Here is a 26722-nt window from a genome sequence, read left to right on the forward strand (position 1 = left end):
AACTAACAATCTGGTATATATAGACGATTCTGTTTTATAGGATGTGTTTACACGTATAACAAAGGGATAATACGGATTAGTTTATACTAAATGAACGTGGTTCAAGTCGGAGGAAGGCACCTTAGGGTGTCTTTTCTTTATTTTCAAAAGGACCTGCTCAATTAGTGCCTAAAAACATAAGATATATTAAATCCGTCAAAATATATGCGTACACCCTTGTTGTCCCCTTTTATTAAAGGAGGTTCTATTATGGGATTTGGTGGTAGTTGCGGCGAAGGCTGCGGTTTTGCTGGAGGATTTGCTTTACTCGTTGTACTCTTTATACTATTAATCATTATCGGATGCAGTTGCTTCTGCTAAAAAACTATTGGAAAAGACACTCTTATATGGGTGTCTTTTCTTTATGCATTAAAAACCCCACCTATTTCCGTAGGCGGGTTTTATGTGATTTTGCATTTGTACATTATTATATTATACCAAGAATTCTTAATCTTCAAGCTTCCCGATGGTTCAATTTATATTAGTCTAAAGTACGAGCAGCTGCATAAAATGATCCAGAACCACCATTTCTGTGAGTAACTTTAAGCTTATATTTACCTTTTGAAAGAGTATTGTACGTATTTGTAAAACCCTTTCCTGCTGCTAACGATCCTTCACCAATAACATTACCTTTTGAGTCTTTTAAAGACCAGTCAAGCGTGCCTTTAGTATTGTTTGTCATATGAACTCTCATATCCGCTTTTTTTACATGCTCGAATGATACTTCTCTTTCTCCATTTATCAGGCTGAAATCATCTTTAAGTATTTGGGTGCGTTGGATAATTGGTGCTGAATTTTTATTATTATCTACACCTTCTGTACTTGCTGATGCAATTCCTCCAGTTAATGCGATACCAGTTACTAATGTTCCTACTACTAATTTCTTGAACATAATAAATCCCCCTTTAATAGTTTTATAGCTTCGCCTTAAATGTATCACTTTTGTTATATTTGTAAATATTTTGAATTTGTATAAATATTTATTTAAATATTGTTAATATTGGTAATATACTTTATAAAATGGAAAATAAAGGTATTTATGATGATATGTAATAATGCATGTTCATTCGGCAAAAGGATGTGGTAAACTCTAACCACCTGTTCTATTTTTTTCAGTTATCTTATAAACCTTACTTCTTATCTACCCAATTGTGGGGACGCCTTATGGCGTCTTTTTTTTATAAGAAAACCCCCAAGCATTCATACACTTGAGGGCTTATCAATTGAAAGGTAGAACTGTTTGGAATTCCTTAAACTATGAACAAAATGGGATTACTCCTAAACGGGGTCTCGCCAACTAAACGCGAATTTCGTACGCTAAGGAATTTCTAAGTTAAAAACTGTTTTTTTCCGTACGTTAACAAAGTTCCATAAACGACATTTAATGTTTGTTATGGAACTTTGTTTTTAGTAATGAGTTTTAGAACTGGTTTTTGACCGTATTTCTTTCAGTTTTGTTAGAACTAAATAGAGTTCCTTAAACGGTCGTTTTTGTTACAAAGGTTAACTTAGCACAAATAGGCACTTACACCAAAATGAATAATTGGGTAAAAGAAGGAATACTTTTGTATTTTAAAGAATTTTGTACGTATTAAATATTTAATACGTAAGGGGCTCACTGCCAATTAATATAAGTTTTACTACCAAAAAAGGAGGTAAATTAGAGTCGATAATGAAGAAAGAAACAAACTTTAACTCATCGTTGAAACCGAATGCACAAAACAGAAATCTAGTTTTAAAAATTATATATTTTCCTAGTACCTACGTGATTTTTATTTTTGGTTTACTGATTTCCAGGATGGGTGATTCTCTTTATACGTTTGCTCTCCCTTGGATTGCCTATAAGTTAACTGGATCAGCAATAATTATGGGTTCACTTTTTGCTATCAGTGTGTTACCTATTGTTTTATTTGGTCCAATCGTAGGGGTAATAGTGGATCGTTTTGATCGACGAAAATTAATGTGGGTTGCTGATTTAGGATGTATTATTTTAGTATCCTTAATTCCTATCCTGTATAACTTAAGCTTACTTCAACCCTGGCATTTATATGTTGTTTCTTTTATTTTAGCCGTACTATCGATGCTATTTGACGTAGCAACTATTACAGTAATTCCACGAATCGCAGGTCAATCGCTAACAAAGGCCAATTCCGCATACCAAATGGTTAATCAAATTGCTAGTTTAGCAGGACCGGCATTAGCAGGTATTATAATTGCTACAATAGGTGGGATTAATGCTCTCTGGATAAATGCTATCTCTTTTATAGCTACTTTAGTTGCTGTATTACTATTACCGAAATTAGAAAAGAAGAAACCCATAGATAGAGCAAGAACACTATTGCAAACTATAAGGAATGATATGAAAGAAGGGCTTAAATGGTTAATGAATGATCGTCTTAACCTTGCTTTATCTCTTCAAGCAATGGTGGGAAACTTTGGCGCTAGTGCTATATTAGGTGGGCTTATGTATTATTTGCTTTCTACATTAAATCTATCTGCTGAGGAAAGTGGGATTAATTATACTCTAATCGGAGTAGGTGGCCTTTTAGGAAGTATCATTGTTATTCCACTTGAACGACGCTTTCGAAGGGGAACCCTTATTCCAACCCTTCTTGGTGTGGGAGCAATTGGATTGACTTATGCAATATGGAGTGAATATTGGCTTGCACCGGGCATTTCATTTGGTATTGCTATGATTTGTAATATCGCCTGGAATACTATTGTAGCATCTGTCCGACAGGAAACAGTCCCCAACGATATGCAGGGAAGAGTTTTAGGGTTTTCACGTGTACTTACTCGTTTAGCTATGCCATTAGGAGCACTAGTAGGGGGATTAATTTCCGATTTTAATCCGGTTGCAATATTTATTTTGGCATCAACTACAAAGGTCATTGAAGTTATTATCGCGCTTACTAGTCCCATTCGTAAATTATGAGCAAAAGTGCTTCTTCATTAATGGCTTTCTTACTAATTAAAAAACTAATAATGTGTGATGAATCTCTGATTTTCCTTTTCAGGAATAGAATATTCAAGATATTTCATTACATAAAATATCTTAATATGAATTTATATCATTCGATTGGAGATAATCCAAATAGCTAACTAAGCAAAAAGCCGATTTCCTAAGCGTGCAGGAAATTGGCTTTTTCTATGTGAAAAATCACTTAGCGTACGAAATTCGCGTTTAGTTGGCGAGACCCCAATTAATCCGCTCAATGGATTCTGTCTCGTCTGTTTTTGATACTATTTTATGTGAAATGGAGATATTATTTTGATTTCGGATAGATTTCTTGCGAAATATGTACCTAGAGCCGTATTTTAATTTAAATGTGATACGATAGTTGTATATATGCATTTAGATGGTAAAAGGGGATGAGTGTTGATGAAAAACCATATAAAAGTAAATGGAAAACTCCTTCAGACAAATAAAAAGTGGTCACATCTCCGGCAAAAACAAAAAGATCATATTTCTAATTGGTTGCGTAGGGAATACATACAGTTTGTAAGAACCCATCATCGAAAACCTAAAAAATACGAGCATGATGAGATTCTTCATGAAGTGATGAATCAAATACAGGAACGTGAAATTTGGATTCCATATAGTGAAGTGAAAAAATACTATGTAAGCAAAATAGGAATATGGTTTAGAAAAATAGAAGGTGAATGGGAAATACAAATAGATAACAATGAGATGCAGCAAGTATTAAAAGAAAAGTAAATACAAAAAGGGGACGCATTTCATGTATAACTTACAAGAAGATATGTATGAACAATTGAAAGAGAAAAAAGGGGGAGTTACTATATTTTTACAGAATGGCGTTCCAATACGTGGACAGATCCTTGCAACGGATAAATTTACCGTTCTTATAATGGTTCAAGGTAAGCAACAACTGGTTTACAAACAAGCAATTTCCACTATTATCAAGTAATTCTTTTTCCTTCGAAGGGAGAGGCAAATACAAAAAAAGAAGATTGAGATCAATCTTCTTTAAAGTGAAGGAATAGATGACAGATTACTACTTCAACTTCAAATCAATTATAATTAAGTATGTAATAATGTTCAAGTCATTCGCAATTTTCTCAAATTATTTGTATTATTTTTAAATTATAATATAAGTAATTCTTTTTATTATTATATATTTGTTCTTTCCTGTTGCAGAATTCTTATTATAGGATTCTTTTTTTGTATCAAAAATCTACAAAGAAAAAAGATAAGATCGGGAACACAACCTTATCTTTAGCACAAGGAGTAAACAAAAGGATAACTATCATATTGTTATTATAATCTATTTTTTGTTAATTTAGAATATTAGAACCGTAATTAACAAGTATATCTATATTGAGAAATTTATTACAAAATTAGTTATAAATAATCCAAAACCCCAATGTAAACTTTTATACTTTAGTTTATTTTCAAATACCCTTAAACATTGAATTTATCAAAATTTACCCATTCCCCTCGAAAACTAATAGAAAAGTATACATTCAAAACACTATAAATAAAGGCACTAAAACTTGTATAAAGAAAAAATAAAAGCTAGACCAATGCTAGCTTATTTACATAAATTTCGTTGTCGGCAGTTATTTTAATACGATAGAATCTCCAACATTCACTTTTCCTGGTTTTATAACTGATGCATAGACTCCAAAATGATTATTTCTTTTTTGTACAATAGTTTTTAAGAGAGTTGTTTCCAATGTTAATGTGTTAGGATCAATAGTAATAATCATGCAGCGTTCACAGTGTCTTACTATTTCTAGTTCTACTTCTCCTATACGTATACATTTTCCAAACCATGTATCTTCTGCAAAAGGAATATTTTCATATAATGAGAATATCAAGTTTGGACGAAACCTCCTATGGTTCACATCTTGTCCCCATAAGTTGCTCATTTTTTGTAATGATGTATCAGTTACAATTAATACATGTTCTTCTTCAATTGCACCTAAGGGTACTTGCTGAGGTGAATATTGTATACCTTCAATTTGACGATTTGATTTTTGTTCTAATTCTTTAAGTAACTCTTGATCTCCCCACTTGTATATTTTTCCTTCAGGAGAAATAATTTTGATTGGTGGATATATATCTAAAGATTCTTCTCCTATAAAACTCGCCGTATAACCAATCATTTCGGGAAGTTGTGTTGCGGTTAAATACTTTCCTGGTCTTGTTTCATCTAAAAAAGCATGGCTTCTATCCCCATATAAACCATAAGATGCAATGTAAGTTTGTTGAACATTTTCTCCGCGAAATGATTTTATTGGATGTCTTACAATTTCTTTTAGTTCTCCAATTATCATATCCCTACTCCTTTTTTATCTAATTTTTTATTTTAATTATATATTAAATTGGAAGTAGTTACCTTATGAATATCGTATACACGCAAGGTTAACATAACGGCTCATTATCGGTAGCAAGGAAAAATAAGGCCCCTTTCTCTCACAAGGGAAATTCCTTTTTTGTTTCATGGGTCTATGCATTTTTCTATACATTCTTATCCTGGTGCGGTTTTAGGGTTCTCGTTTGTTATTGGATTAGCCAAAAAGATGTATAAAACCTTGCATGCTCTTAGCATTGGTTTTTTCTGAAATGCTGCCGGTACCCCATCGCTATCAACCTAAGCTCATACAACGTCAATTATAGTAAAGGTTGATTCTTTTTTCTAAAGGCTAGGTGTAGGGAATTGAAAGATTTGCATACAAAATAAACCTTAATGGGTTTCATTTTTTTGATTTAAGCCGCTTGATTATTAAACATGGTACAATTGTAAACCACACCTAATATATCAAAGACTGTTTTCTTCTCATACCTATGAGATTTTCGCCCGTTTTGCTGTAGGAGGTTGAACAAGCGAATTAGAATCTTTGATAGCTCTTGGGTGTCTTTCTGTATAGCTTGGAAAAGAAGAAGGAAGTAATCTTTAATCATATATATGGCCTTATATTCACTCAGTTCTCGTTTCTTTTTTATAAGAAGTAATTGCCGCATTTGAAACATGGTAGAAGAACAGAGTAGAATGGCAACCAGTTGCCCATAAAAAGGGCATTCTAATCGTTCTCGTTTTATCTTTTTACAATGATGAATATGAAAGAATGATTTCCATATTTTAAAGACAATCGCTATTTGCCAACGTAAAGTATATAACTCATGTAGCTGTTCTATCGGAACCCATTCCCAAGGTATATTCGTCACGTACACGTTTAATCCCGCTATCATTTTACTTTTCTCTGAGTACGTTCTATTTTTAGATTTTTCTTTTTCAGCGATCTTTGCTCGTCGTTTTTGAAGTTGCTTATCTGTTAATCGATTAAAAATAACGCGTGCAAACAGTTGTTGTTTATCACCAATATACGCATGTTTTAATTCAAATGTCTCTCCAGGCTGTAGTTGTTTCAAAATCTGTTTTACATCGATTTGTATGTATTCCGATTGTTTCTTAATTGCACCATTTTTAAAGTACTCTGGGTTTGAATTTTTCACATATACATTCGTGTTTAATTTTAAACGAGAAATATAGTATGTACCTCGTTGATTCATTTGATCTAAGTCTTCCAATGAAAAGTAACCCAAATCACGAATACATAAATCTCCTGGTCGTAAGGTGTCTAAGCATTCCGTACCGAATGTTTTGTCATTATTTTTTCCAGGTCCAACTTGAAAGTTAAGAAATTCCCCACTGTGCAGGTCATATTCTAATTGAATTTTGATTCCGGCTGTTTGGGCACATCCTCCAGAGCCTGGATATACATTCTCTAAAGCATTTGGCACTTGAAATACGGTGGCATCTAGGATACGGATTCGCCCAAAATAGGAGAAGAGATGGTTAGAAATTTGTGTTTGTTCACATAATTTTTGTTGTAACAGTAAAGAAAAAATCTGTTTTAAAAACAAAACTGCTTTAGCATTTAAACGTTTATTTAAGCCCTCAGGACTGAGTAAAGTACCAGTAGCTGCATGAAGCCTACTACATAATCGGACTAAGGAATCACTTGCCACCCGTTGACTAATCCAAATACAAATAGTAGCTAAGTCTGACCCAGAAAACTTACGTTTTCGCTTTATAAATCCGACTTTTCTCGCAAGTTCTTCTAAAAATACAGGTGTAACATATCGTTGTAATTCTTCCGCAAATGGTAGTAATTCATCTTGAATCGAGAGATTCATATAAAAGTGCCATCCTTACTATTCTCTTTTTATCTAAATTGTACTAAAAAAGTATTGTTTTAGGATACAATAGAGTCAAAAGGTGCAATATTAAAACAGTCCAAGTCATTGATATTCTAATAAAGGTAGGTAATTTTATGATTCGTGAAGCTGAACCAAAAGATAGTAATGTAATCGAAAATTTATATAAAAAATTAGCACCGCATAGTAAAAATATTAAAGTTTTACCAGAAAGAATTGAACAGATAAGAAATGATTCTAATAATTTCTTATTTGTCTATGAGGAAGATTGTAAGGTTAAAGGAAGTATATTTATGACCTTTTGTCTTGATCCTGGATACCAATTTAGACCATATACCGTTCTAGAGTATGTGATTGTAAATGAAGATTTTCGAGGTAATGGAATAGGTGAAAAGTTACTAAGACATATTGAACAAATATCGATTGCAAGGGGATCCACAAGAATTATCTTATTAAGTAGTGCAACTAGAATAGAAGCACATAAATTCTTCGCTAAAAATGGTTATAATGGAACTATAAGTAAGGGTTTCAAGAAGTATATACCAATTAATTAAGCTTTATATAGGTGTTTTTCCTATCTCCCAAAAAGGAGGACTAAAAAAAGTTTAATGAAAATGGATTCCTCTCTTTTTGGATGAACTTTCCCCTTTAATAAAAAGTTTAATTAAAAATACCTTGGAATTCTTTAATTGAAAGAAGCAAATTAACAAACATCGTAACTTTTTTTTAAAGTCACAAATAGCGATTTTATAAATGTCAAAATGCCGACACAAAACACCATTAAAATGGTGTAATTAGTTTGTAATAACATTTTATGGAGATGATTAAAATGATATACAGCCTTGTGAATATAGGAGTAAGTCTGTTAATTGGGATTATCTTTATATTAATTTCATTACTATTGAAAAAAAGAACACCATCAGATATTAATGCAATATATGGCTATCGAACAACTAGGTCTATGAAAAACATGAAACTTTGGGAAGCTGGAAATAAGTATAGCGCTGAAATCATGACACAAAATGGATTTATAATTATTATACTAGGAAGTATTATCAGCCTATTTTTTAATAGCCCTTCCACTGCAATACTTTTAATTATGGGATCTATGCTATTACTAATAATCAGTATGATTATTAGGGTGGAGAATAAGCTAAAAAAACTGGAAGGACCATGTAACTAAAATTTTTGTATGGAGTATTTATGAATCTTTACAAAAAAGTTCGATTAAAAATACTTTGCAAACTTATATTGTACGATAAAAAACGAATCTATTTTGAAAAAGGATTCGTTTTTTTGCACTTAGGGTCTTAAGTTGATGGGCATGTATGGTGACCCCTATAAGTCTATTTAAATAACAAATTTAATTATTGGAGGAATGAAGAATGAAGATTGCTGTATCGGAATGGAAAGCATTGAAAAAAGAAACAAAGTTAAAGTTATTGCGTTATGCGATGTTAGAAAGTAAGTATAAGTATGCAAAATAAAAGCTCTTCATTTGCAAAAGCAAACAAAGAGCAAAAGTCTGAGTTACCATCTGGGAAAGAAATTGGCAGGTTTCTTTCCTCTATATTTTAACATATTAAAAGCTGTAGAGAAAAGGGGCATATAGAATGAGAGAAGGTCGTATTTCCTTTCAGCAAAGGTGTAAAGAATTTCTTGTTATGATTGTCGGTTTTAGGTTCATTATGTTTCTCATGTATGGCGAAATCCTGTTACAATAGTAAAGAATAACTTGGGTACAAATTGATAATGAAATGGGGAAATATGCTGGATGAAAGCAACCGGAGTAACTAGAAAAGTGGATGAATTAGGGCGTATAGTAATTCCAAAGGAACTTAGAAATACGCTTGGGATTAAAGAAAAATCACCATTAGAGATTTTTGTAGAAGGGGAAGACATCATTTTACAGAGGTATCAGCCTGGTCATGTTTGTGCATTAACAGGAGAAGTGTCAAATCGTAACATAGCATTAGCAAAGGGTAACATCTCATTAAGTCCAGAAGGTGCAGAACTATTAATAAAAGAAATAGAACAGTACCTTGTAAAATAAGTGCTCCTTTTAAGGGGCTTTTTTTATGGTTAACATAATAATTTCACGTACCGTAATGATTTAAAAACCAAAACAATATAATAATAGTCTACATTTAATCTTGTGTAGACTTAATCAGCTAAATGGAGAATGTATTGTATATTTTGGATAGATTTCTTGCGAAATATGTACCTAGAGCCGTATTTCAATTTAAATGTGATACGATAGTTATATATTCGTTTTGCTAGTAAAAGGGGATGGGTGTCGATGAAAAACCACATAAAAGTAAATGGAAAAATCCTTTAAACAAATAAAAAATGGTCACATCTCAAGTAAAGACAAAGACAACATATTTCTAATTGGTTACGTAGAGAATATACACAGTTTGTAAAAACACATTATAGAAAACCTAGAAAGTATGAACATGATGAGATTCTTCATGAAGTGATGAACCAAATACAGGAACGTGAAATTTGGATTCCTAATGGTGAAGTAAAAAAATATTATCTAAGCAAAATAGGAAAATGGTTTAGAAAAATAGAAAGTGAATGGGAATCACAAATATCCAACAGTGAAAACCAGCATGTATTAGAAGAAAAGTAAATACAAAGAAACCAGGGGGGCGCATTTCATGTTTAATTTACAAGAAGATATGTATGAACAATTGAAAGAAAAAAAAGGGGAAGTTACTGTATTTTTAATGAATGGCGTTCCAATACGTGGGCAGATCCTTGCAACAGATAAATTTACCATTCTAATGATGATTCGTGGTAAACAACAATTAATCTACAAACAAGCAATCTCTACACTTGCTATATAAAAAATGATTGTATGCTATAAAAGGAGAGGGATATATTGATTTTTTTATTTCGATTTGACATAAAAGATGATGGAATGGATTTTATCTTAAACGAAAAAATAGCTGAAGATATGATTCCTTACTATGATGAAATGCTTAGACCGCTTGCCGCTTCTTTAAGTCAAACATTAAACTTTTATCGAGCTTTTAGTAAACACCCTACCATTCTATCTTGTCGAATTTTAGATAATAATGAACTGGAAATTATGTTGAGTAAAGGATTGGGACAGTATATAGATCCATACACTAAAAACCAAATTATTTTCGAAAATGGAAAATTAATAGCAGATATCTTAATGGAAGTTATGAACCATCAAACTATATACCGTTAAATTATATTATAAGGGGTCATCATACATGCCCATCAACTTAAGAAATTAGGTATTCCAAAAACAAAAAATAGGCTAAGTGTTTTTATATTTTGTTTTATATTTATATAAAGGTGAGATAAAAAAAGACTTAATCCTTATGAGGAATTTAAGTCTTTTTATAGTATTGTTATTAGGTGTCCCGCCAGCATTTCGGAAAAAAACCACGCTAAGAGTATGCAAGAATTTATGCAAAAAATAGGGAGACATCGGGAACCATAGGGAAGCCAAAAGGCGCCCCAGAATAGGAATGTATAAAAAGATGCATAGAGTCATAAAAAAAGAAAAAGACAACTCCCTCGTGAGAGTAAGGGGGACGTCTTTCTCTTTGCTACCGATAATGTTGCGTTATGTTAACTGAACATGTATAGAATATACATGTCCTTCTACATAGGTCTTGGTAAATATATAGCGAATAGAACTGTATAAAGGATGGTGAAAACATGAATACAAAGGAAAAGGAATTTGCAGAAAAAGTATTAAAACATTTATGTGTAGGAAGTCAAATAGACGGCATAAGATTTCGACTTAATAGTCCTCTATTATATTTCATGCACTATGACGGGAGAGATGATGCTGACCAGCTATGGTTACATTGCGAATCGAGATGGACTGTATATTCAAAAGCCCCAGATACATATCCGTTATCTGAAAAAGAGATAGAGATAAAAACAGAAGAAGAACTATTGAGAGCTGTTATTGATATAAGGAGAGAAAAGGTAATAGATATTCAATTGGGAGAGGTTTCTCCACATCTTATTATCACTTTAGAATCGGGAAAAGTATTGTTTGTAAACGGACATCACCCAGACTATGAATGTTGGCAAATAGGCGATGAAGGAGACTATTGCGGAAAGGATTGGTTAATAGTTGCTGTTCCTGGAGATAATATAGTAGTTTGGGCTCCAGATGATTTCAATTGACTTCCGCTTTCGATAATTATGTAAATAAGCTGTCCATATGGGCAGCTTATTGTATTTTTTGCTTAGCGTATATTTTTGTTAAAATGTTGGTGGTATACCCTGACTGAGCCATACGCAAAGGGCAATGAGTTCGTTAGCTTGATATTTACTAGATCGCTGTACAAAGCCAACTTGTCTGGCGATGTCTTGTAGGACTACTGGAAATAGAAAACATAGCGTATTTTTTCATTTTATGGGGTATTTTGTTTTGATGGCTTGATAGCGATGGGGTGGGATCCCTTTTTAACTTAGGGGTAATTTATGTCGTATTTAGCAATTATTAATTACATAATGCAAATGATTATTTACATTTTGTTAGTAATCATTTACAATTACAGTAATTGTAAATGAGGAAAGGGAAATTATGATGCTAGAAAACAGAGTTAGAGAATTACGAGCACGATTTAGATGGACTCAGCAAGACTTGGCTGATGCAATTGGGGTCACAAGGCAAACAATTGGATTAATAGAAAAAGGTGATTATTCTCCATCTGTCACTATGGCGTTAAAAATAGCTGCTGTATTTCAAGTTACCGTAGAAGAGGTTTTTTATTTAAAGGGAGAGGAACGATTATGATAAAACAGGTTTTAAGATCCCCACTCATAGGGGCCAGTATATTTGTGTTGATTATTGCATTTTTACTATTTTCTCTTATGAATACACAAGTCATTTTAGCTAAGTTATGTTTCGGGATTTTAGTGACGGTTACTTTTTTATGGCTCATTCTCACAAGAATTTATAACCGAAAGAATCCTCATGATAAGATCAGGTTATTTAGCTTTATACCATCTGAATTTCGTGAAATAGATGAAGGGCAGCAGTGGGTAACCTATAAGGCTTGTCGAAATGTGTATATTTACTATAGCATTACGCTTCCAGTAACGGCAGGGATTTGCTTCCTCTTTTCTCAACATAATTTTGTTCCGTTATTGTGCATTGGTTTACTAGGTGCAGGTCAATACACTGTCTATTGGTTAACTACTATTCTTATTTTAAATCGTATTTAACAAAGGGGATGAAACAATATGGTGGAGTGGGCTCAAAATGCAGGTGCATTATGGCAATATGTAGTGTTATTTCTTTTAGCTTTTGCCCCATGGATGGATGTATCAATCGTTATACCACTTGGTATCGCATGGGGGTTACAACCCATTGCAGTAGGAGTAACAGCATTTGCAGGAAATCTTATCTTGGTTCTATTACTTGGTTTTTTCTTTAAACAGTATGCCAAATGGCAAGCAGCAAGAAAACTAAAAAAAGGTATAACAACACCTTCTAAAAAAGAAACCCGATCAAGAAAAATATGGGAACGATATGGTATTCCAGGCTTGGCTCTTCTAGCTCCAATTCTCGTAGGAACTGATATTGCAGCCGTATTAGCTTTAACATTTGGATCTAACCGGACACACGTCATAAGTTGGATGACGGTCAGTCTAGCAGTATGGACAGTCATTTTTACAGTTGCTGCGATGTATGGGCTTAGCTTTTTAAATATTATTTAGGTTATCATGATGATTTTAGGTAATCTAAAATCGTTAATTATCTAAAAATTATGGAGTAATAAAGTGAGCTCATATAATATCAAGACAAAAGCTTTATCCAAAAACATTTGAACACTCAACTAGCTGTATGATATGGTCATAGTACCGTAGCTCACGAACTTATATAGGTAGAAACACATTGCTATCAAGCTAAGAATTTTATAACACCCTCAGGATGGAAATTGCGTGTATTTTTGACAGAAAACAGCTTATTTTTTCGTTTTGGGGCATAATTAGTTTTTTAACTTGATAGCGATGTATGGTGACCCCTATTACCCTGTATTTAAATACAAATGCCATTGCCGTTGCTTAAAATTATTTAGCTATTGTTCTTAATAATTGATCGACCAACAATTGAGATTTTAGACCTTCTAATCCATCAATTAGTGGTTTTTCATCATTTTGAATACAATCAATAAAATGCTGTACAGCATCTTCAAACCCTCTTTGCTTTAACGTTGTATCCCAAGAAGGAGAAAATGAAGTAGATAGGCTATTATTAGACTCAACTTCTAAAGTATTCATGTTCTTAATCCTTAAAATTGCTCCATCTGTTAATAGTTCAAGCTTCTCAAGGTTAGTACCCGCTTTTCTATGCATATCTGTAAAGAAAGGTACTCCTTCCCTAGATTTATAAACATGTCCCGCATATACTAGGTAATTCTCACTACTTATATTTACCGTTCCATGTAACACATCCAAATCACCATTTGCTAGCCATCTTACTGTATCAACTGCATGTAAATAATCGTCTAACATTCTAAATTCATAAGAATAAGGCCCCATACTATCGGTTCTATGTTTTTCAAAACGAACTGATGCTATGTTTTGAGCTTGTTGTTTTGCTTGTACATACATAGGTGCAAAACGGCGATTAAATCCAACCATAAGCTTTCTTCCTGATTTTTCACTTAACTCAACTAATTTTTCAGCTTCTGCAACTGTTGCTGCTAGTGGTTTATCAACATAAACGTCTATCCCTTTAGTTAAAAGAGAAGATACAACTTCAAAATGTGTACTAGTAGAACTATGTACAAAAATTGCGTCACACTCTTCAGCAAGTGATGATAAACTATTAAAGTCTTGTATACGATACTGATTACAAATCATTTTTCTTTTATCTTTACTTGGGGAAAAAGCACCTATAAACGTCCAATCTTTTTCTTGAGTAAGAATTGGTAAATATGCTTTTTGTGCAATACTTCCTAATCCAATCATGCCAATACGAGGTTTTTTCATGTTTGATCATCCTTTTGTATTGATGTAATTAATAACAAAGTTAGTTTACACAATTTATGATGTATAGACAACTAAAATATTTTTTTAAGGAAATTAAATCACGTTGGAAATAAAAGTAAGGCTATGACCTATTTTTACACGCATCTCAGCTGAATCCCTATAATGGAAATTCTCACTATCGCGATTTTATTGTGCACCAGAGCTACAATTATTTATATTTTGTTATTTCCAGTTGCAGAATCCTCAAGATATTAAGGATTCCTTTTTTGTATCTAAAAACAACAATTAAAAAGATAAGATCGGGGAATACGATCTTATCTTTAGCGTAAGGGAAAAACAAATGACAGAAACCATCTTAATTTTTATGATATTATATTTATTGTTGATTTTCGATATAAAACCCATATTTAACATCTATATCAATATTGAGAAATTTATTACAAAATTAGTTATAAATAATTCAAAACTCCAAAGTAAACTTTTAGCCGTTAGTTTACTTTCAAACTATTGAAAACATTGACCTCACACCAATTCCCTTCATATCATCAAATTACACAACAAAAGTATACATTCAAAATAATGTAAATAAAGAGATTGTAAAACCCATTCAAAGTAAAGAACAAATTAGTTATGATAATCTAATTAATCAAAAATCACACTATTATGATAAAATGTTGTTTGATGGATATCAAAAAAAGGAGGAAATAACAATATGACTGATTCTAAACAAAAAACACCTCTTTGGGAATGGTTTGCTTATCTTGGAGCAACCGTAACAATTATAAAACTTGTATATACATATTTATTTTAAAATCAAACATATACGTTCTACACAACAGTAGTTATCACAACACCACTTATCAGCAGTCAATCTATCTAGAAATCTAGAAAATCCCCTTTTTTCATTAACTATAGCAAACAAAAAGCTGATCTCTTATAAAAAAATAACTAGCAAGAACCTTTGCTGCATACGAAGGTTCTTGCTAGTTCCGTGGTTTATTTTTTTAGTTTTTCTTAAAAAGATTTATCTTAATAGAGCATTAGCCTGTGTTTTTTCTGCATATTTTGCATATGGCATTACTGCCGTAGCTTTCGTTTGATCAAACGGAGTAAATTTTGCATCTATTGCTGTATGATAACCGATTTCTCCTGTATAATTAAAAGTTGCGTTTTTCACTAATATGCTTTTATTCGTGTCATCGAAACTTAAATATGATGGTAATGGGAAATCTTTTGAAGTTAATTTGAAAATATTATATAGATCTTCTGAATTTAGAGTAACTTCTTCGGTATGAGTTACGTTCATGTTTCCACCTTTAACTATAGGCAGTTTCACTTTTAAACTATCTAAAGCAGCATCAGTTTGGAATGACCCAGAAAATTTTGCTTTTTTAACTCTGCTAAAGTAATCTGTTGTACCACCTGGAGCAGCTATTACTTCTTGTGCTTTAAATGTAACATTCTTTTCATTAGTAGTAGTGAATGTATCAGTACGATTAAAAGCAAACTCAGCACTAACTTCAAATGTTTGCTCACCTTTAGCTAAACCAATATCGAATCCAAATTTAGTTACTGATTTAGCTGACAGTTTAAATCCATATTGATTTGTTGCAGTAACAGTGTCTACCTTTTTATATGATTCCTCCGTTGTAAAAGCTTTTTGTTTTTCAGGAGTATTATTTCTATAACTTAATAGATTAATTACACCTTGATCTTCTTCAACAACTTTACTTGGAGTTACTTTAAAATCTGTTCCAACACTAGTAATATTCACCTGATTCAATTGAGATTTCAAACCATAATCAACCCTAGAAGCCAGTGCTACTCCTCCTATAGCTCCTCCTATAGTTCCTGCTATACCTCCTACTAAAGGATCATTTTCAGGAAAGTATTCTCTTTGTATCTTTTCATCTTGGTTCATTTTAAATTTCTGACGTAATTCAGGGGAACGTTCTATACCCTCTATTAATCTCAGGTATAGAGCTTTTTCCATGTTTTCTTTAGAATAAGTAGTACCTTGATTATAAGCATCAACTACTTCTGCCGCATGAGATACATTCGGTAAAGTAAAAATCCCTGTTCCTAACATACATGCAAGTGGAGCAACCATTAACAATTTTTTATATCGTTTCATTTTTTTCTCTCTTTTCTGTTTTTTGAAATTTCCGACTCTTTATGATGTACCACTTTTTTCTAAAGTGGAGTAATAAAATGTACATAATGCCATACTATAAAACTATTGCCTAAGAACTTACATGAAAGATAAACAATGAAAATAGACTTTATTCTTTTATCTCATAGAATGTAAGAATCTTATGACTTAATGATTTGAGCTGAGGTTTCATTAACTCCCATACCTATGCTCCTTGCTATGATTCATGTACGAAAACGTAAGTATCCATTTTAACCACCACTCCTTTAATATGTATAAGTTTCATCTGTTTTGCGATAGATGAAGTATACTCAGTGTATATCAGGCGCATTGATAAATATAATCAAGGTTATTTATGGATGATATAAATGTCTTTTATATAAGAATAATAGGATGAGTATATAAAGTTAAAGAAAAATGTGATGTTATTGCGTTACAGGTAGATATAAAAGGAGCTTTTAAAATGGCATATCAGTTCGTTTTTACATCCATTGTTATTTTTGTATGTATAGGCGTTATTAGTTTTATAGTTAATACATACTTGATAAAGGATAAAGAAAAAAGGGGGAAGTTTTTGTAATCTATCTTATTCAAAGTTTTGTAATTGCAGTTCTGCTTATTTGGGTTATCTAGAGATTATTCAATTAACGGATGCTTTAACTGAGCAAGAATCAAAAAATGATTAAACTTTTTTATAAAAGAGTAGTTCATTAGGATATTGTAAGAATATGCTTTAATCAATCTTGCTAAACAAGCTCTTTCTTTTTGCTCGTTTATCAAGATTTTCAGTATTAATTTGAACTAAAATAACAGTTGTAAGAGCGCTGGCACTATACCTATTTAAACGAAAACAGCTAGTCTTCAAATTTGAAGACTAGCTGTTTTCGTTTAAAGCCAATACCTAATGCATCATGTACATCCTGAATGAAAATGAATGTATTTTTATCTTTTTGACTTTCTAACTCAACGTAATGAATTCGTATTTTTTTGTAATTGAGCTAACAAGTTATCTTTGAAAGACATGAACAATGGGTCACTTTCTTTTTTGGGAGACCACTGCATTATGAGCGGACGCTGTATTTTAATTTCTAATGGTTGAATGACAAAATCATTAATAATTTTTTTATTTAGACCTGATAAGGGAACAATTGTTATACCGTTAATTTGTAGTGTGAGAGCTAACGTAGAACTAATCGTCTCAGACTCCATCACTTTATTAATTGCTATTTTATTTTGCCTTAAATAAGATTCAACCACTTCTTTACCGTTAGAAAGAGGCATGATAAATGGATATTTTTCCAAATTCTCAGTTTTCAAATTAGCTGGAATGGATTTTGCAGAAACCATAACATAGGGATCCTCACCTATTATTTGATAATGGAATCCAGGAATTAATTTTTCTTTCAAGGTAATAGAAACATCAGCATTATCGGTAGACATCCATTCGAAAATTTCTTCACAACTACCTTCTCGAACGGTAAGAACATATTTACTTTGATTTAAATTCTCTAGTTCTATGCATTCTGCTAAACAGTATACCGTGAATGAAGGATTTGTAGCTAATACTATTTTATTAAAACTTTTGTTTTGCAATTTAAAAGCTGTATTTTCAAGATTTTCGTACTCGTTAAGAAGTTGATTCACATAAATCAAAAATTCCTGTCCATTTTCAGTTAGAAGCGTTCCTTGCCTAGAACGATCAAATAAAGTTAAAGAATATCGTTTTTCCAATTTATTAATGATATGTGTAATAGCTGGCTGTGTCATGTGTAATTCTTTTGCTGCTACACTAATACTTTTAAATTGAGCCACATATTTAAAAACTTTAAAATCAAAAATATTCATTCTTTGCTCCTTATATAAACGATATTTATATCATCCATAAATAACCTTGATTATATTTATCAATGCGCCTGATATACACTGAGTATACTTCATTGCAAGAATAGATGAAACTTATACGTATAGAAGGAGTGTTGGTTAAAATGAGTACTTACGTTTTCGTACATGGAGCATGGCAAGGAGAATGGGCATGGGAATTAGTGAAACCTCAGCTGGAATCATTCGGACATAAAGTAGTTACATTAGACTTACCTGGAAGTGGAAAAGATATGACACCGCCACAAGATGTAACATTGGATTTATATGTTGAGAGAGTAATCGATGTTATAAATCAACAAAATGAAAAAGTGATTCTTGTTGGACATAGTATGGGTGGAATTGTTATTACGCAAACAGCTGAATATGTACCTGATAAAATCGATAAATTGGTATATCTTTGTGCATTCTTGCCACAAAATGGTGAAAGTCTTGGAGGAAAATCGACAGGGAAAAAAGGACCAAGGACGTTAGTAAACGCGAGTAACATGACTGCAGAGCTTGACCCTGAATATATCGAACAAACCCTTTTAAATGCTACAAAAGATGATGCTATTAAACTAGCCACTATTAAACGAATGCGTCCCCAACCTTTAGGACCATTCCAACAAGAGCTAAAAACATCTGCAGAGAAGTTTGGAACTGTCAATCGTGTCTATATTGAAACTACATTAGATCAGGCTATTCCACTTGCTTTCCAACGTATGATGTATACAGAAACACCTTGTAACAAAATCATTACTATGGAGGCTGATCATTTACCTTTCTTTTCTAAAACAACGGAACTTGTCCAACATCTAAATCAATTGAGTCAAGATTAATAGATAATAAAGATATGTACGGTCTAAATTATAATATTTTTTTATATAAACCGATTATATAAGAAATATAATCGGTTTATATTTCCTCACTGTGTGTAATAAATTTATAGTTTATTATCAAATTAACATACATCTAGATTAAAAAGAAGATGTTAAACAACCGTTAAAAGGGGAATATTATGAGAGTTCAAAGGATGCAATGGGCAGGGATATTATTTGAAGACGAGGAACATGTTTTAATGATTGACCCTGCTTTTAAATTTAATAAAGAATTTTTAGGTTTGCCACTTGAAAAAATATATGACTTTTCAGTATTTAAAAAACCAGATTTGATTTTAATCACGCATCTGCATCCTGATCATTTCGATCCTGAATCAATCCTGGAACACTTTGGGGAAAATATACATTTAGTTGTACCAAAGCCATGTCTTGAAGAGGTAAAATCAAGAGGGTTTAATATGGTAACCGGTTTACAAATTGGTGAAAATATTAAATGTGGGGAATTCGAAATTTTTGCAGAGTATTCGGTCGATGGGGCAGGAGATGAACAAGTATCGTGGATAATTAAAAATCGTAATCAGACATTTATTCACTGCGGAGATACTTTATGGCATGGACGTTGGTGGAGTATAGCTAATACGTATGGACCAATTAATATTGCTTTCCTTCCCGTAAATCAAGCCATTGTTAATAGGGGGAAAGGCATAATTCCTAGTAATCAACCAATATGTCTTGGACCAGAGGAAGCTATATCTGCGGCAACAATACTAAAAACAAAGATATTAGTTCCAATACATTATGGAACATTTCATAATCCTCCTATCTACAATGAAACAAAATTACTAATTGAAAGATTGGTATCTGGTGAGAAAAACTTTGAAATTAAATTTTTAAGAAATAAAGAAGAATTTATATATGAATCATAATCATAAAGATATTAAACGATTGATTTATACAATATCATATGATTTTTAGATTTTGGTGCAAATATAATCAAATTTGAAAAGAGAGCGTCAGATTCCATTAGGAATCCACTGTTATGCAATGAGACTGAAGAGAGTGTTGATAAGTTGTATCTAATTTCGGACAGGAATCACAGCACTCTCAATATGTTCATGAATTATATGTATCGATAACATGAAATTTATTTTCTTATAGTTTTCATAAATTATTATAGTGTTGATTAATTAAAATGGCGAGTCCGCTGCTTTTTTATTTAACAAAAAAAGAACCTGCAAACCCGCAGATTCTCCTGATAATGATTTATATAAGTAAGACCTGAAAATATAATACAATAATTTGAAAATGAGTTCAAGTAAATAAAAAGGACCCTCTGGAGTTTGGGTCCTTTCAGAAGTGATGATGTTTCCTCGGCTTAGAAACTGAGAAAATACAAAAATATAATACATCGAGATTTAGAGAATTTCAATACCTAAATTAAAAATTACCGTGGGGTGGATGAGTATGGATAGGTAGCGAATCCACTGATTTTTTTATTTTGCATAGAAAAAAGGAACCTGTAATGGCTCCTTTTCACAATGCTACCTTTTATGGATGCATTTTTTAGCTCGACGGCAATGTGGTGTCACCTCAAAGATAATTATTTTATTTGAAGGTTGTAGTTTTAGAATAAAATTTGATTAAAAGACTCCTTTTAATTTTTGTTTAGCAACAAAAAAAGCAACTCCATTTTGATCAATCTTTTTTCAAAATGGAGTTGCTCTTTTAATATAAGAATGTAATTTTTATAAAACAGATTGATTGGGCAAATACCTCAAAGATTAGTTAGAGGAAGTGATTCCCTTCAGAAACTCATTTGTCTGCTTCAGACTAAGTATACTGGCCGGAGAGGCCATATCAAACTGATAGCCGTGACCCGCTTTTATCTCGTTGGGATCGAAAAATAAAGAAGTAACTGGGACGTCTTTTTCTTGAAGTGTAGCGACGAAAGTCCTGGCTTGTGTTTCAAATGAATTCGTGTTGCCGTCGGTTACAAATGCAGGAGGGAAGTCTTTAGTGATATACTTTGACAGATTTAAGACATCAAACTTCGGATTGTCCATCCAGTTCTTATCACCCAAAATGCCCCAGCCCATACGTTTGATTATGAATTGTTGCACGGGCTTTAGATCACTATGCTGAAATGCCGTAATATCGTAGGGGGCGCTATATAGTAATAAGCCCTTGATTGTATTTGTCGATACGGATTGCGGGACTCCCACGAGATTTGCATATTCAGAATTGGTTTGGATCAGGGAAAACTCCCCGGCCAAGAAAGCCCCCGCTGAGGAACCGGCCAAGATCACCTGCGATGGATCCAAGGGGTATTTTTGAGCTAACTGCTGCAAATAAGACAATACCTCGCCGACTTGCTTCGTCTGATTAAACAAAGTGGCCCCTGGCGCTAACTCGTAATTCATGGATACTACAGCAAAACCTTTCGAGGCTAGCGCCCTTGAATAATCGGCAGGCATATACTTGTCTCCACTAATAAAGCCTCCACCGTGGATAAAGATGATCACAGGCAGTGGCTTCGAATCAATTTGAGGAAGGTAAAGGTCCAATTTATTTTCTTGGTACTTGGATGGATATGAGATGTCAGAGAGAACCCGAGTTTGTTTCATAAGAACGGGCAAATCGGATGGGTGGGAGCCAAAATTTTCAGGATTATTCTTGCTGCCGAGCATTTGGAGCGCCCAAATGCTCGGCTGAGGTGTCCAAATGGTGAAGGTAGCCATGATTAGAGCAAGCAACAAAACAGCAATCCCTGTAAACTTGACTAATTTGAAGTTGCGCTTTTTTTCTATTCGTTGGTTGGGTATTTGTACTTGTGTCATCAATTAACCTCCTACATCCATGTCCTCAGTCTGAGTATAACCGGTTATTTTTAATATAAATTTCATGGACGGTATCGTTTATTTAATTATATCGCTTCTAAACTGAACCGTAATTCAAAAACTTATTTAATTAAAGCGCCCTTTAATTGAATAACAGAGGAGTTTCTATTAGCTAGTTTAGTCGAAAAAGGAAAAATATTAAGGTTGATATACAAAGACGTGTAGTGATCAACATATATACTGTAGTAATGATTATAATAATACTTATACTCATTAAAGACCATTCTATAACTGGAGAAAAGCATCCGTTCGTACTTAATGTATAAGAACTTACACCTAGTATTATAAAAAAGGGTCTGCTCAAACTTAAGCAGACCCTTTTCCTACTTGGAATACAGACGGAAAAATGGAAAAATTGCACGTTAAATTTTCAAAGCTTGATATTCTTTGGTGGGAATGTAATTATTACTGAAAATGATCCAGTAGAACAAGAAAGACGTATTAGATATAATGATTTCGTTGCCTATGCAGTCACTTTTCAAAATGTTGTTGCTATAACTATGATTTTATGACACCTCAAAAGAGAGGGATATCGATTCTCACGAGAAAATCTGGTGATGTTAAGCCCATATATGACGAAGCATCTAAAACGTTTTGGCGATTATGTGATTGATTTACAAAACATTCCGTAACCAATAGAAGAGAATATAGCTGTATAAAAGATAAACAGGTCAATCATCGGAAATAAATTCCAGTCTATAACCCGTATTTACCCGTATCTCGGTTGAACTCCTTATAGGGAAGCGTTTTTTAAATGAATACAACTATGAATTAACTTTAACTGTTCTGTTTATATATTTTCTCACTTTTGTTTTCTACGCGATGTATAATGCTTTCTCCTTCAACATCAATGTTAGGCAAAATTTTATCCAGCCATTTTGGCAAGTACCAGGCTGACTTACCCATGAGAATCATGACTGCAGGTACGATTGTCATTCTCACGATGAATGCGTCAAAGAAAACACCGAATGTAAGAGCCATACCTATGGATTTAATGATGGTATCAGGCGCCAGCATGAATCCAATAAATACAGACATCATAATTAATCCCGCTGCGACTACGACTCTCCCGCTCTCCCGCATTCCTTCTACAATAGCTCTCTTCGGATCACCTGTATGCGTATATACTTCCCGCATCTTGCTCACTAGGAACACCTCATAGTCCATGGCGAGTCCGAACAAGATGCCAATCAGAATGACAGGCAAGAAGGCTAAAATTGGACCGGCAGCCGGGAACCCAAATATATTTTGGAAATGGCCATCCTGCACGAAAAATACCACTGCTCCCAACGTAGCACCAAGAGAAAGTAGAAACCCTAATACGGCTTTTAATGGAACGAGCAGAGATCTAAACACTAGAACTAAGAGTACATACGCAAGTCCCACAATAAGGGCAGCGAAAACTGGCAAGGCGTCACTCAGCTTTTGCACAATATCAATATTCATCGCTGCTGTGCCCGTTACCATTAGTTCAATTTCATTTTTTTTCTCGGTTTGGTTCGATTTGTCCCTGATTGCTTTTACCAAATCCTTTGTCTTTGTATCGTCAGGTCCAGCTTTTGGTGTAATAGAAATCATATGAATCTTTCCAGAAGGCCCAGGGATAGCTGGTGTCACACTTTTCACGTCAGGTAGGTTACCCAATTCTTTTGCGATGGTGTTCATAGCATTTTGCGTTTCAGCTGTTGCTTCTTCTGATTTTGCTACTACCATTAAAGAAGCATGAAATCCTTCCCCATACGCTTCCGTCAATAAATCATATGCTCTTCTTTCTGTCGTTTCTGTGGACTTTGTTGTTCCATCAGAAGGCAGGCCAAGGTTCATATGGAAAAACGGAATTGAAATCACTGCAAGTAATCCGATTGAGAAAATCGTAACAATCAAAGGACGTCTTATGACAAATTCTCCCCATTTATTTGAACCAGCATGTTTCTTACCTGCCCCAGTCATCTTTTGCAAGAATCGATTTTGTTTAGATGGGGCAATCTTATGGCCGACAAGTCCCAAAATGGCTGGTAATATGATGACGGAAACCAACACAGCTGCAAGCACAGTAAAGGCAGCGGATACGCCCATCGCTGTCAGGAATGGAATCTTTGTAACAGACAGTCCCAAAAGACCTATAATAACAGTTAATCCCGCGAAGATTACGGCACTTCCCGCTGTTCCCGTTGCGATGGCAACAGATTCTGGAACAGAATCTCCTTGTGCAAGCTGCTGTCTAAAACGATTGATAATGAAGAGTGCATAGTCTATGCCTACTGCGAGTCCAAGCATGGCAGCTAATGATAAGGAAACTGATTGGATTTCCACATAATTGGTTCCAATCATGATTCCTAGCATTCCAATTGCTAATCCGATTATCGCAGTGAGAATCGGCAGTCCAGCTACTAAAAAAGACACAAAGGTAAATGCCAGGACTACGAAGGCAACAAGAACCCCGACAATTTCAGTCATACCTGAAGTCTCTGAGTCAGAAAACGTAACATCGCCTCCTGATAACTCCGTTTGAATGCCGGCATCCCTTGTTGTTTCAATACTATCTAAAATCTTATCTTTAGAAGCTTCTGTAACCTTTTCTGCTTTTACTTTGTACGTAACAACTGCATATCCAATTGTCTTATCTTCACTGAGGTTCTGCAGTTGCATCGGTGCTGCCACAGAATCAACAGCTGAGTCTTTTTTTATTTCTTCAAGAACTCCTGCAATTTTTTGTTGTACTTCGGCTGACTCCAAGGTTTCGTTTTTTGGTGCTTTAAATGCCACTTTTACTTGGGCACCTGCTGGTTGCATCGCTTTAAATTCTTTTTCAATTACTTTTCCTGCTTTATCTGCTGGTGTATTCGGAATACTCAGCTCGTCCTTGAAAGAGGAACCTATGTTGACTGCAAAAAGCACTAATGCAATAAGAACTGCGAGTGCACTGAATACAACCTTTTTTCTATGATTTACTGCCCAATAGCCTAATTTATACAGATATTTTGCCAATTGAATCTCACCCTATTCTTGTCGAAAATTTTACTTTTTCTTACGTTGTAATCAACAAACACTTATTTACCTATTATTAATATAATAAGATTTTAAAATATTTATTATAAATTGTATCTGAATATCCCTCCCTATTTATAACTTGTAAAATGGCGGTAAACTCCCAATAGGAAACAACGGAAATGGCACACATTGACAGCAATAATGTCCTTTTATACAATGACGTTATCACTACACTAACAATTGTGCTTACATGTGTAAGTATAGCAGTGAATTTTCATCTTTCAAGCACTATGTGCTGATTTGCACTTAAAACGAACAGAATGAAGGGATGTGTTAGCTTTGAGAAAGTCAAGAGAAGACAGTATACACTCTCAGAGATACATTATGGATGCATTGAGCGCACTGTTGCATGAACATAAACTACAAGATATAACGGTAACGGCTATTTGCAAAAAGGCTGGAGTTGCCAGAGTCACATTCTACAAATACTACCGAAACGTTTACGACGTGGTACAAGCATCTGTGGATGAAATTGTTCAACAATTCTTAAAAGAGGTTGATAGTTTGGATCCATATGAAAGTATGCAGCTAATTATTGAATATATCATAGAGGGGTTTGTGTCTGCACAGAAGCCGTCAGGAAAGTTAATTGATTTAAATATATCTAGTATGATGCTTGAGTATTTGAATTATACAATGGAAAAGGTCTTTCAAGCTGACATTACGCGTAATCATGACATGAGCAGAATGCAAATCCTGTTTTTAGCAGGCGGTATCTTCAATATTGTTACCGATTGGATTAAAAGAGGGTCAAGGGAGTCTCCTCAGGCACTTGCTGCAAAAATATACGAGATTCTTCCTTATGAGACAACAGATACAAGGAATTTGGCAAATTCATGATGTAACTGTTCTCCCTTTGATTACATCTAAAAAAATGGGCATCACATAAATAGCTACGAGTAGTTCATCTAACCATAAACGACCGTTTTTGGTTAAAAGAGCAAAACTTTTTTTCATATAATTTCGCCACACATCCATCGACTTAAAATCTCATAATACCCTCAGAACGAAAAATGTGTACATTTTGCTCAATTTTTATTGTTTTGGGGTAATTCGTTCTTTTTAGGTTGATGGATGTGGGGTACCGCCACATCTATCAAGATAACAAAAATAATATCCCCTTAAGGTAAAAATACGCTATTCTTTCTGTATAATTATAGGGAAGGGTAGCATTTTTTTTATTTCTGTTTTGAGTAAGGGGTATGAGGGGCCACTACGAAAGAAAATTTTTTAGAAAAACAGTTAAGAAGACCATGTAATGTAGTTATAATTTTTTAGAGAAAACATCCATAGCGGATACTTTTTACTATATAAAATTTATATAGTAAAAGCATAATTTAACAAAGTGGACCATTGCCCCCCGTAATTCATCCCATATCTCAAACATTTTTCCATAGCTAAAATATAATAAACAAACGTTTGTTTAATTTTTCCCATAACTAACTTCTGTATCATATAAGTAAAAAAGATAAAGAAAAACCATTTACATATATTCATGAATTATATTTAGTTATAATATGAAATTCATTTTCTTATAGTTAATTAATCTTAAACAAAAATATATACCGTTCTGTAAGAACGCTACATTGTTCTCTATTTATCCATACTTATAATTTCACTAATTTATTATGATGTAGATATTAATTTAAAGTTATTTATACAAAACAACTAAATGAATTTTTTAGGTAGAGAAAAT

The 26722-nt window shown here is 33.4% G+C and carries 24 protein-coding genes and 2 pseudogenes; 18 read left to right on the plus strand and 8 right to left on the minus strand.

What is annotated here, in order from left to right; translation table 11 throughout:
- Positions 1–249 precede the first annotated feature (249 nt).
- On the plus strand, positions 250–360 hold the full coding sequence (locus JDS81_RS27615; RefSeq protein WP_080451888.1) for a YjcZ family sporulation protein: 111 nt from the start codon (positions 250–252) through the stop codon (positions 358–360).
- 160 nt (positions 361–520) lie between these two features.
- Here the strand turns inward: JDS81_RS27615 and JDS81_RS30975 are convergent, their stop codons facing one another.
- Entirely contained in the window at positions 521–931 is a 411-nt protein-coding gene (locus JDS81_RS30975; protein WP_097838392.1) for a hypothetical protein, read from the minus strand.
- 780 nt (positions 932–1711) lie between these two features.
- On the opposite strand from JDS81_RS30975, the gene JDS81_RS27625 reads away from it, so the two are divergent.
- The 3 genes from JDS81_RS27625 (at position 1712) to hfq (JDS81_RS27635) (ending at position 3968) form a co-directional block, all read left to right on the plus strand.
- Entirely contained in the window at positions 1712–2974 is a 1263-nt protein-coding gene (locus tag JDS81_RS27625) for an MFS transporter (RefSeq protein ID WP_199688645.1), read from the plus strand.
- 447 nt (positions 2975–3421) lie between these two features.
- Positions 3422–3757 (plus strand): transposase, encoded by a 336-nt coding sequence (locus tag JDS81_RS27630; protein WP_097855376.1) that lies wholly within the window; start codon positions 3422–3424, stop codon positions 3755–3757.
- Between the two features lie 22 nt (positions 3758–3779).
- Positions 3780–3968 carry an RNA chaperone Hfq gene (gene hfq / locus JDS81_RS27635; protein ID WP_097838394.1) on the plus strand — a complete coding sequence of 63 codons (189 nt, stop codon included), beginning with the start codon at positions 3780–3782 and terminating at the stop codon, positions 3966–3968.
- Positions 3969–4620: 652 nt separating this feature from the next.
- Here the strand turns inward: hfq (JDS81_RS27635) and JDS81_RS27640 are convergent.
- Together JDS81_RS27640 and JDS81_RS27645 are read right to left on the minus strand one after the other, a co-directional pair.
- The gene (locus JDS81_RS27640; RefSeq protein ID WP_097878949.1) at positions 4621–5340 is read right to left on the minus strand and encodes an MOSC domain-containing protein; all 720 of its coding nucleotides are present in this window, start codon (positions 5338–5340) and stop codon (positions 4621–4623) included.
- Positions 5341–5773: 433 nt separating this feature from the next.
- A complete protein-coding gene (locus tag JDS81_RS27645) occupies positions 5774–7204 on the minus strand; it encodes an IS4 family transposase (protein WP_098158587.1) in 1431 nt (476 codons plus the stop codon).
- A 137-nt stretch (positions 7205–7341) separates the two neighbouring features.
- Between JDS81_RS27645 and JDS81_RS27650 the strand changes: the two genes are divergently transcribed.
- The 10 genes and pseudogenes from JDS81_RS27650 to JDS81_RS27695 all read left to right on the plus strand — a co-directional run bounded on the left by JDS81_RS27650 (position 7342) and on the right by JDS81_RS27695 (position 12949).
- Entirely contained in the window at positions 7342–7779 is a 438-nt protein-coding gene (locus JDS81_RS27650) for a GNAT family N-acetyltransferase (protein WP_074790932.1), read from the plus strand.
- Positions 7780–8054: 275 nt separating this feature from the next.
- Complete coding sequence (locus JDS81_RS27655) at positions 8055–8408, plus strand: SdpI family protein (RefSeq protein ID WP_098146172.1); 354 nt, start codon at positions 8055–8057, stop codon at positions 8406–8408.
- Between the two features lie 591 nt (positions 8409–8999).
- Positions 9000–9278, plus strand: a complete 279-nt coding sequence (locus JDS81_RS27660) for an AbrB/MazE/SpoVT family DNA-binding domain-containing protein (protein WP_199688646.1) — start codon at positions 9000–9002, stop codon at positions 9276–9278.
- A gap of 246 nt (positions 9279–9524) precedes the next feature.
- Positions 9525–9860, plus strand: a pseudogene (locus tag JDS81_RS27665) (transposase).
- Between the two features lie 28 nt (positions 9861–9888).
- On the plus strand, positions 9889–10077 hold the full coding sequence (hfq, locus tag JDS81_RS27670) for an RNA chaperone Hfq (protein ID WP_097955228.1): 189 nt from the start codon (positions 9889–9891) through the stop codon (positions 10075–10077).
- 35 nt (positions 10078–10112) lie between these two features.
- The gene (locus JDS81_RS27675; RefSeq protein WP_080345394.1) at positions 10113–10448 is read left to right on the plus strand and encodes a hypothetical protein; all 336 of its coding nucleotides are present in this window, start codon (positions 10113–10115) and stop codon (positions 10446–10448) included.
- Positions 10449–10927: 479 nt separating this feature from the next.
- The gene (locus JDS81_RS27680; protein WP_199688647.1) at positions 10928–11407 is read left to right on the plus strand and encodes a hypothetical protein; all 480 of its coding nucleotides are present in this window, start codon (positions 10928–10930) and stop codon (positions 11405–11407) included.
- Positions 11408–11810: 403 nt separating this feature from the next.
- Positions 11811–12023: a helix-turn-helix transcriptional regulator gene (locus tag JDS81_RS27685; RefSeq protein ID WP_000979036.1), complete on the plus strand. Its 213-nt coding sequence runs from the start codon at positions 11811–11813 to the stop codon at positions 12021–12023.
- Positions 12020–12454, plus strand: a complete 435-nt coding sequence (locus JDS81_RS27690) for a hypothetical protein (protein WP_000595645.1) — start codon at positions 12020–12022, stop codon at positions 12452–12454. Before JDS81_RS27685 ends, JDS81_RS27690 begins: the two co-directional genes overlap by 4 nt.
- A gap of 18 nt (positions 12455–12472) precedes the next feature.
- Positions 12473–12949 (plus strand): small multi-drug export protein, encoded by a 477-nt coding sequence (locus tag JDS81_RS27695; RefSeq protein WP_000230641.1) that lies wholly within the window; start codon positions 12473–12475, stop codon positions 12947–12949.
- A 354-nt stretch (positions 12950–13303) separates the two neighbouring features.
- Here the strand turns inward: JDS81_RS27695 and JDS81_RS27700 are convergent, their stop codons facing one another.
- The 3 genes from JDS81_RS27700 to JDS81_RS27710 all read right to left on the minus strand — a co-directional run bounded on the left by JDS81_RS27700 (position 13304) and on the right by JDS81_RS27710 (position 18224).
- Entirely contained in the window at positions 13304–14227 is a 924-nt protein-coding gene (locus JDS81_RS27700) for a Gfo/Idh/MocA family protein (protein WP_098134536.1), read from the minus strand.
- A gap of 1024 nt (positions 14228–15251) precedes the next feature.
- Positions 15252–16361 carry an ETX/MTX2 family pore-forming toxin gene (locus JDS81_RS27705; protein ID WP_199688648.1) on the minus strand — a complete coding sequence of 370 codons (1110 nt, stop codon included), beginning with the start codon at positions 16359–16361 and terminating at the stop codon, positions 15252–15254.
- Positions 16362–17342: 981 nt separating this feature from the next.
- Positions 17343–18224 carry a LysR family transcriptional regulator gene (locus JDS81_RS27710; protein WP_097953621.1) on the minus strand — a complete coding sequence of 294 codons (882 nt, stop codon included), beginning with the start codon at positions 18222–18224 and terminating at the stop codon, positions 17343–17345.
- Positions 18225–18364: 140 nt separating this feature from the next.
- Here JDS81_RS27710 and JDS81_RS27715 point away from each other — a divergent pair, with 140 nt between their 5' ends.
- Together JDS81_RS27715 and JDS81_RS27720 are read left to right on the plus strand one after the other, a co-directional pair.
- Positions 18365–19078: an alpha/beta fold hydrolase gene (locus JDS81_RS27715; protein WP_098134538.1), complete on the plus strand. Its 714-nt coding sequence runs from the start codon at positions 18365–18367 to the stop codon at positions 19076–19078.
- A 179-nt stretch (positions 19079–19257) separates the two neighbouring features.
- Positions 19258–20004 carry an MBL fold metallo-hydrolase gene (locus JDS81_RS27720; RefSeq protein ID WP_097953619.1) on the plus strand — a complete coding sequence of 249 codons (747 nt, stop codon included), beginning with the start codon at positions 19258–19260 and terminating at the stop codon, positions 20002–20004.
- Positions 20005–20859: 855 nt separating this feature from the next.
- On the opposite strand, the gene JDS81_RS27725 is transcribed toward JDS81_RS27720, so the two are convergent.
- Complete coding sequence (locus JDS81_RS27725; protein WP_199688649.1) at positions 20860–21915, minus strand: alpha/beta hydrolase; 1056 nt, start codon at positions 21913–21915, stop codon at positions 20860–20862.
- A gap of 428 nt (positions 21916–22343) precedes the next feature.
- On the opposite strand from JDS81_RS27725, the pseudogene JDS81_RS31150 reads away from it, so the two are divergent.
- A pseudogene (locus JDS81_RS31150) lies at positions 22344–22607 on the plus strand (Tn3 family transposase); the annotation flags it as partial.
- A 145-nt stretch (positions 22608–22752) separates the two neighbouring features.
- On the opposite strand, the gene JDS81_RS27730 reads toward JDS81_RS31150, so the two are convergent.
- Positions 22753–24963, minus strand: coding sequence for an MMPL family transporter (locus JDS81_RS27730; RefSeq protein WP_176519594.1), 2211 nt, complete (start codon positions 24961–24963; stop codon positions 22753–22755).
- Positions 24964–25350: 387 nt separating this feature from the next.
- On the opposite strand from JDS81_RS27730, the gene JDS81_RS27735 reads away from it, so the two are divergent.
- Positions 25351–25866 carry a TetR/AcrR family transcriptional regulator gene (locus tag JDS81_RS27735; protein WP_097953618.1) on the plus strand — a complete coding sequence of 172 codons (516 nt, stop codon included), beginning with the start codon at positions 25351–25353 and terminating at the stop codon, positions 25864–25866.
- The last annotated feature ends 856 nt before the right edge of the window (positions 25867–26722 follow it).

Source organism: Bacillus cereus group sp. N31 (assembly GCF_016483245.1).
GTDB lineage: Bacteria > Bacillota > Bacilli > Bacillales > Bacillaceae_G > Bacillus_A > Bacillus_A toyonensis.

What these genes read in the sequence shown, in the direction of transcription:
- JDS81_RS27705 (WP_199688648.1), bottom strand. Translation starts at nt 16,361, where the DNA reads ATGAAACGATATAAAAAATTGTTAATGGTTGCTCCACTTGCATGTATG.
- JDS81_RS27710 (WP_097953621.1), bottom strand. Translation starts at nt 18,224, where the DNA reads ATGAATATTTTTGATTTTAAAGTTTTTAAATATGTGGCTCAATTTAAA.
- JDS81_RS27625 (WP_199688645.1), top strand. Translation starts at nt 1,712, where the DNA reads ATGAAGAAAGAAACAAACTTTAACTCATCGTTGAAACCGAATGCACAA.
- JDS81_RS27640 (WP_097878949.1), bottom strand. Translation starts at nt 5,340, where the DNA reads ATGATAATTGGAGAACTAAAAGAAATTGTAAGACATCCAATAAAATCA.
- JDS81_RS27735 (WP_097953618.1), top strand. Translation starts at nt 25,351, where the DNA reads ATGGATGCATTGAGCGCACTGTTGCATGAACATAAACTACAAGATATA.
- JDS81_RS27700 (WP_098134536.1), bottom strand. Translation starts at nt 14,227, where the DNA reads ATGAAAAAACCTCGTATTGGCATGATTGGATTAGGAAGTATTGCACAA.
- JDS81_RS27630 (WP_097855376.1), top strand. Translation starts at nt 3,422, where the DNA reads ATGAAAAACCATATAAAAGTAAATGGAAAACTCCTTCAGACAAATAAA.
- JDS81_RS30975 (WP_097838392.1), bottom strand. Translation starts at nt 931, where the DNA reads ATGTTCAAGAAATTAGTAGTAGGAACATTAGTAACTGGTATCGCATTA.
- JDS81_RS27715 (WP_098134538.1), top strand. Translation starts at nt 18,365, where the DNA reads ATGAGTACTTACGTTTTCGTACATGGAGCATGGCAAGGAGAATGGGCA.
- JDS81_RS27685 (WP_000979036.1), top strand. Translation starts at nt 11,811, where the DNA reads ATGATGCTAGAAAACAGAGTTAGAGAATTACGAGCACGATTTAGATGG.
- JDS81_RS27680 (WP_199688647.1), top strand. Translation starts at nt 10,928, where the DNA reads ATGAATACAAAGGAAAAGGAATTTGCAGAAAAAGTATTAAAACATTTA.
- hfq (WP_097838394.1), top strand. Translation starts at nt 3,780, where the DNA reads ATGTATAACTTACAAGAAGATATGTATGAACAATTGAAAGAGAAAAAA.
- JDS81_RS27615 (WP_080451888.1), top strand. Translation starts at nt 250, where the DNA reads ATGGGATTTGGTGGTAGTTGCGGCGAAGGCTGCGGTTTTGCTGGAGGA.
- JDS81_RS27690 (WP_000595645.1), top strand. Translation starts at nt 12,020, where the DNA reads ATGATAAAACAGGTTTTAAGATCCCCACTCATAGGGGCCAGTATATTT.
- JDS81_RS27655 (WP_098146172.1), top strand. Translation starts at nt 8,055, where the DNA reads ATGATATACAGCCTTGTGAATATAGGAGTAAGTCTGTTAATTGGGATT.
- JDS81_RS27650 (WP_074790932.1), top strand. Translation starts at nt 7,342, where the DNA reads ATGATTCGTGAAGCTGAACCAAAAGATAGTAATGTAATCGAAAATTTA.
- JDS81_RS27725 (WP_199688649.1), bottom strand. Translation starts at nt 21,915, where the DNA reads ATGACACAAGTACAAATACCCAACCAACGAATAGAAAAAAAGCGCAAC.
- hfq (WP_097955228.1), top strand. Translation starts at nt 9,889, where the DNA reads ATGTTTAATTTACAAGAAGATATGTATGAACAATTGAAAGAAAAAAAA.
- JDS81_RS27720 (WP_097953619.1), top strand. Translation starts at nt 19,258, where the DNA reads ATGAGAGTTCAAAGGATGCAATGGGCAGGGATATTATTTGAAGACGAG.
- JDS81_RS27660 (WP_199688646.1), top strand. Translation starts at nt 9,000, where the DNA reads ATGAAAGCAACCGGAGTAACTAGAAAAGTGGATGAATTAGGGCGTATA.
- JDS81_RS27645 (WP_098158587.1), bottom strand. Translation starts at nt 7,204, where the DNA reads ATGAATCTCTCGATTCAAGATGAATTACTACCATTTGCGGAAGAATTA.
- JDS81_RS27695 (WP_000230641.1), top strand. Translation starts at nt 12,473, where the DNA reads ATGGTGGAGTGGGCTCAAAATGCAGGTGCATTATGGCAATATGTAGTG.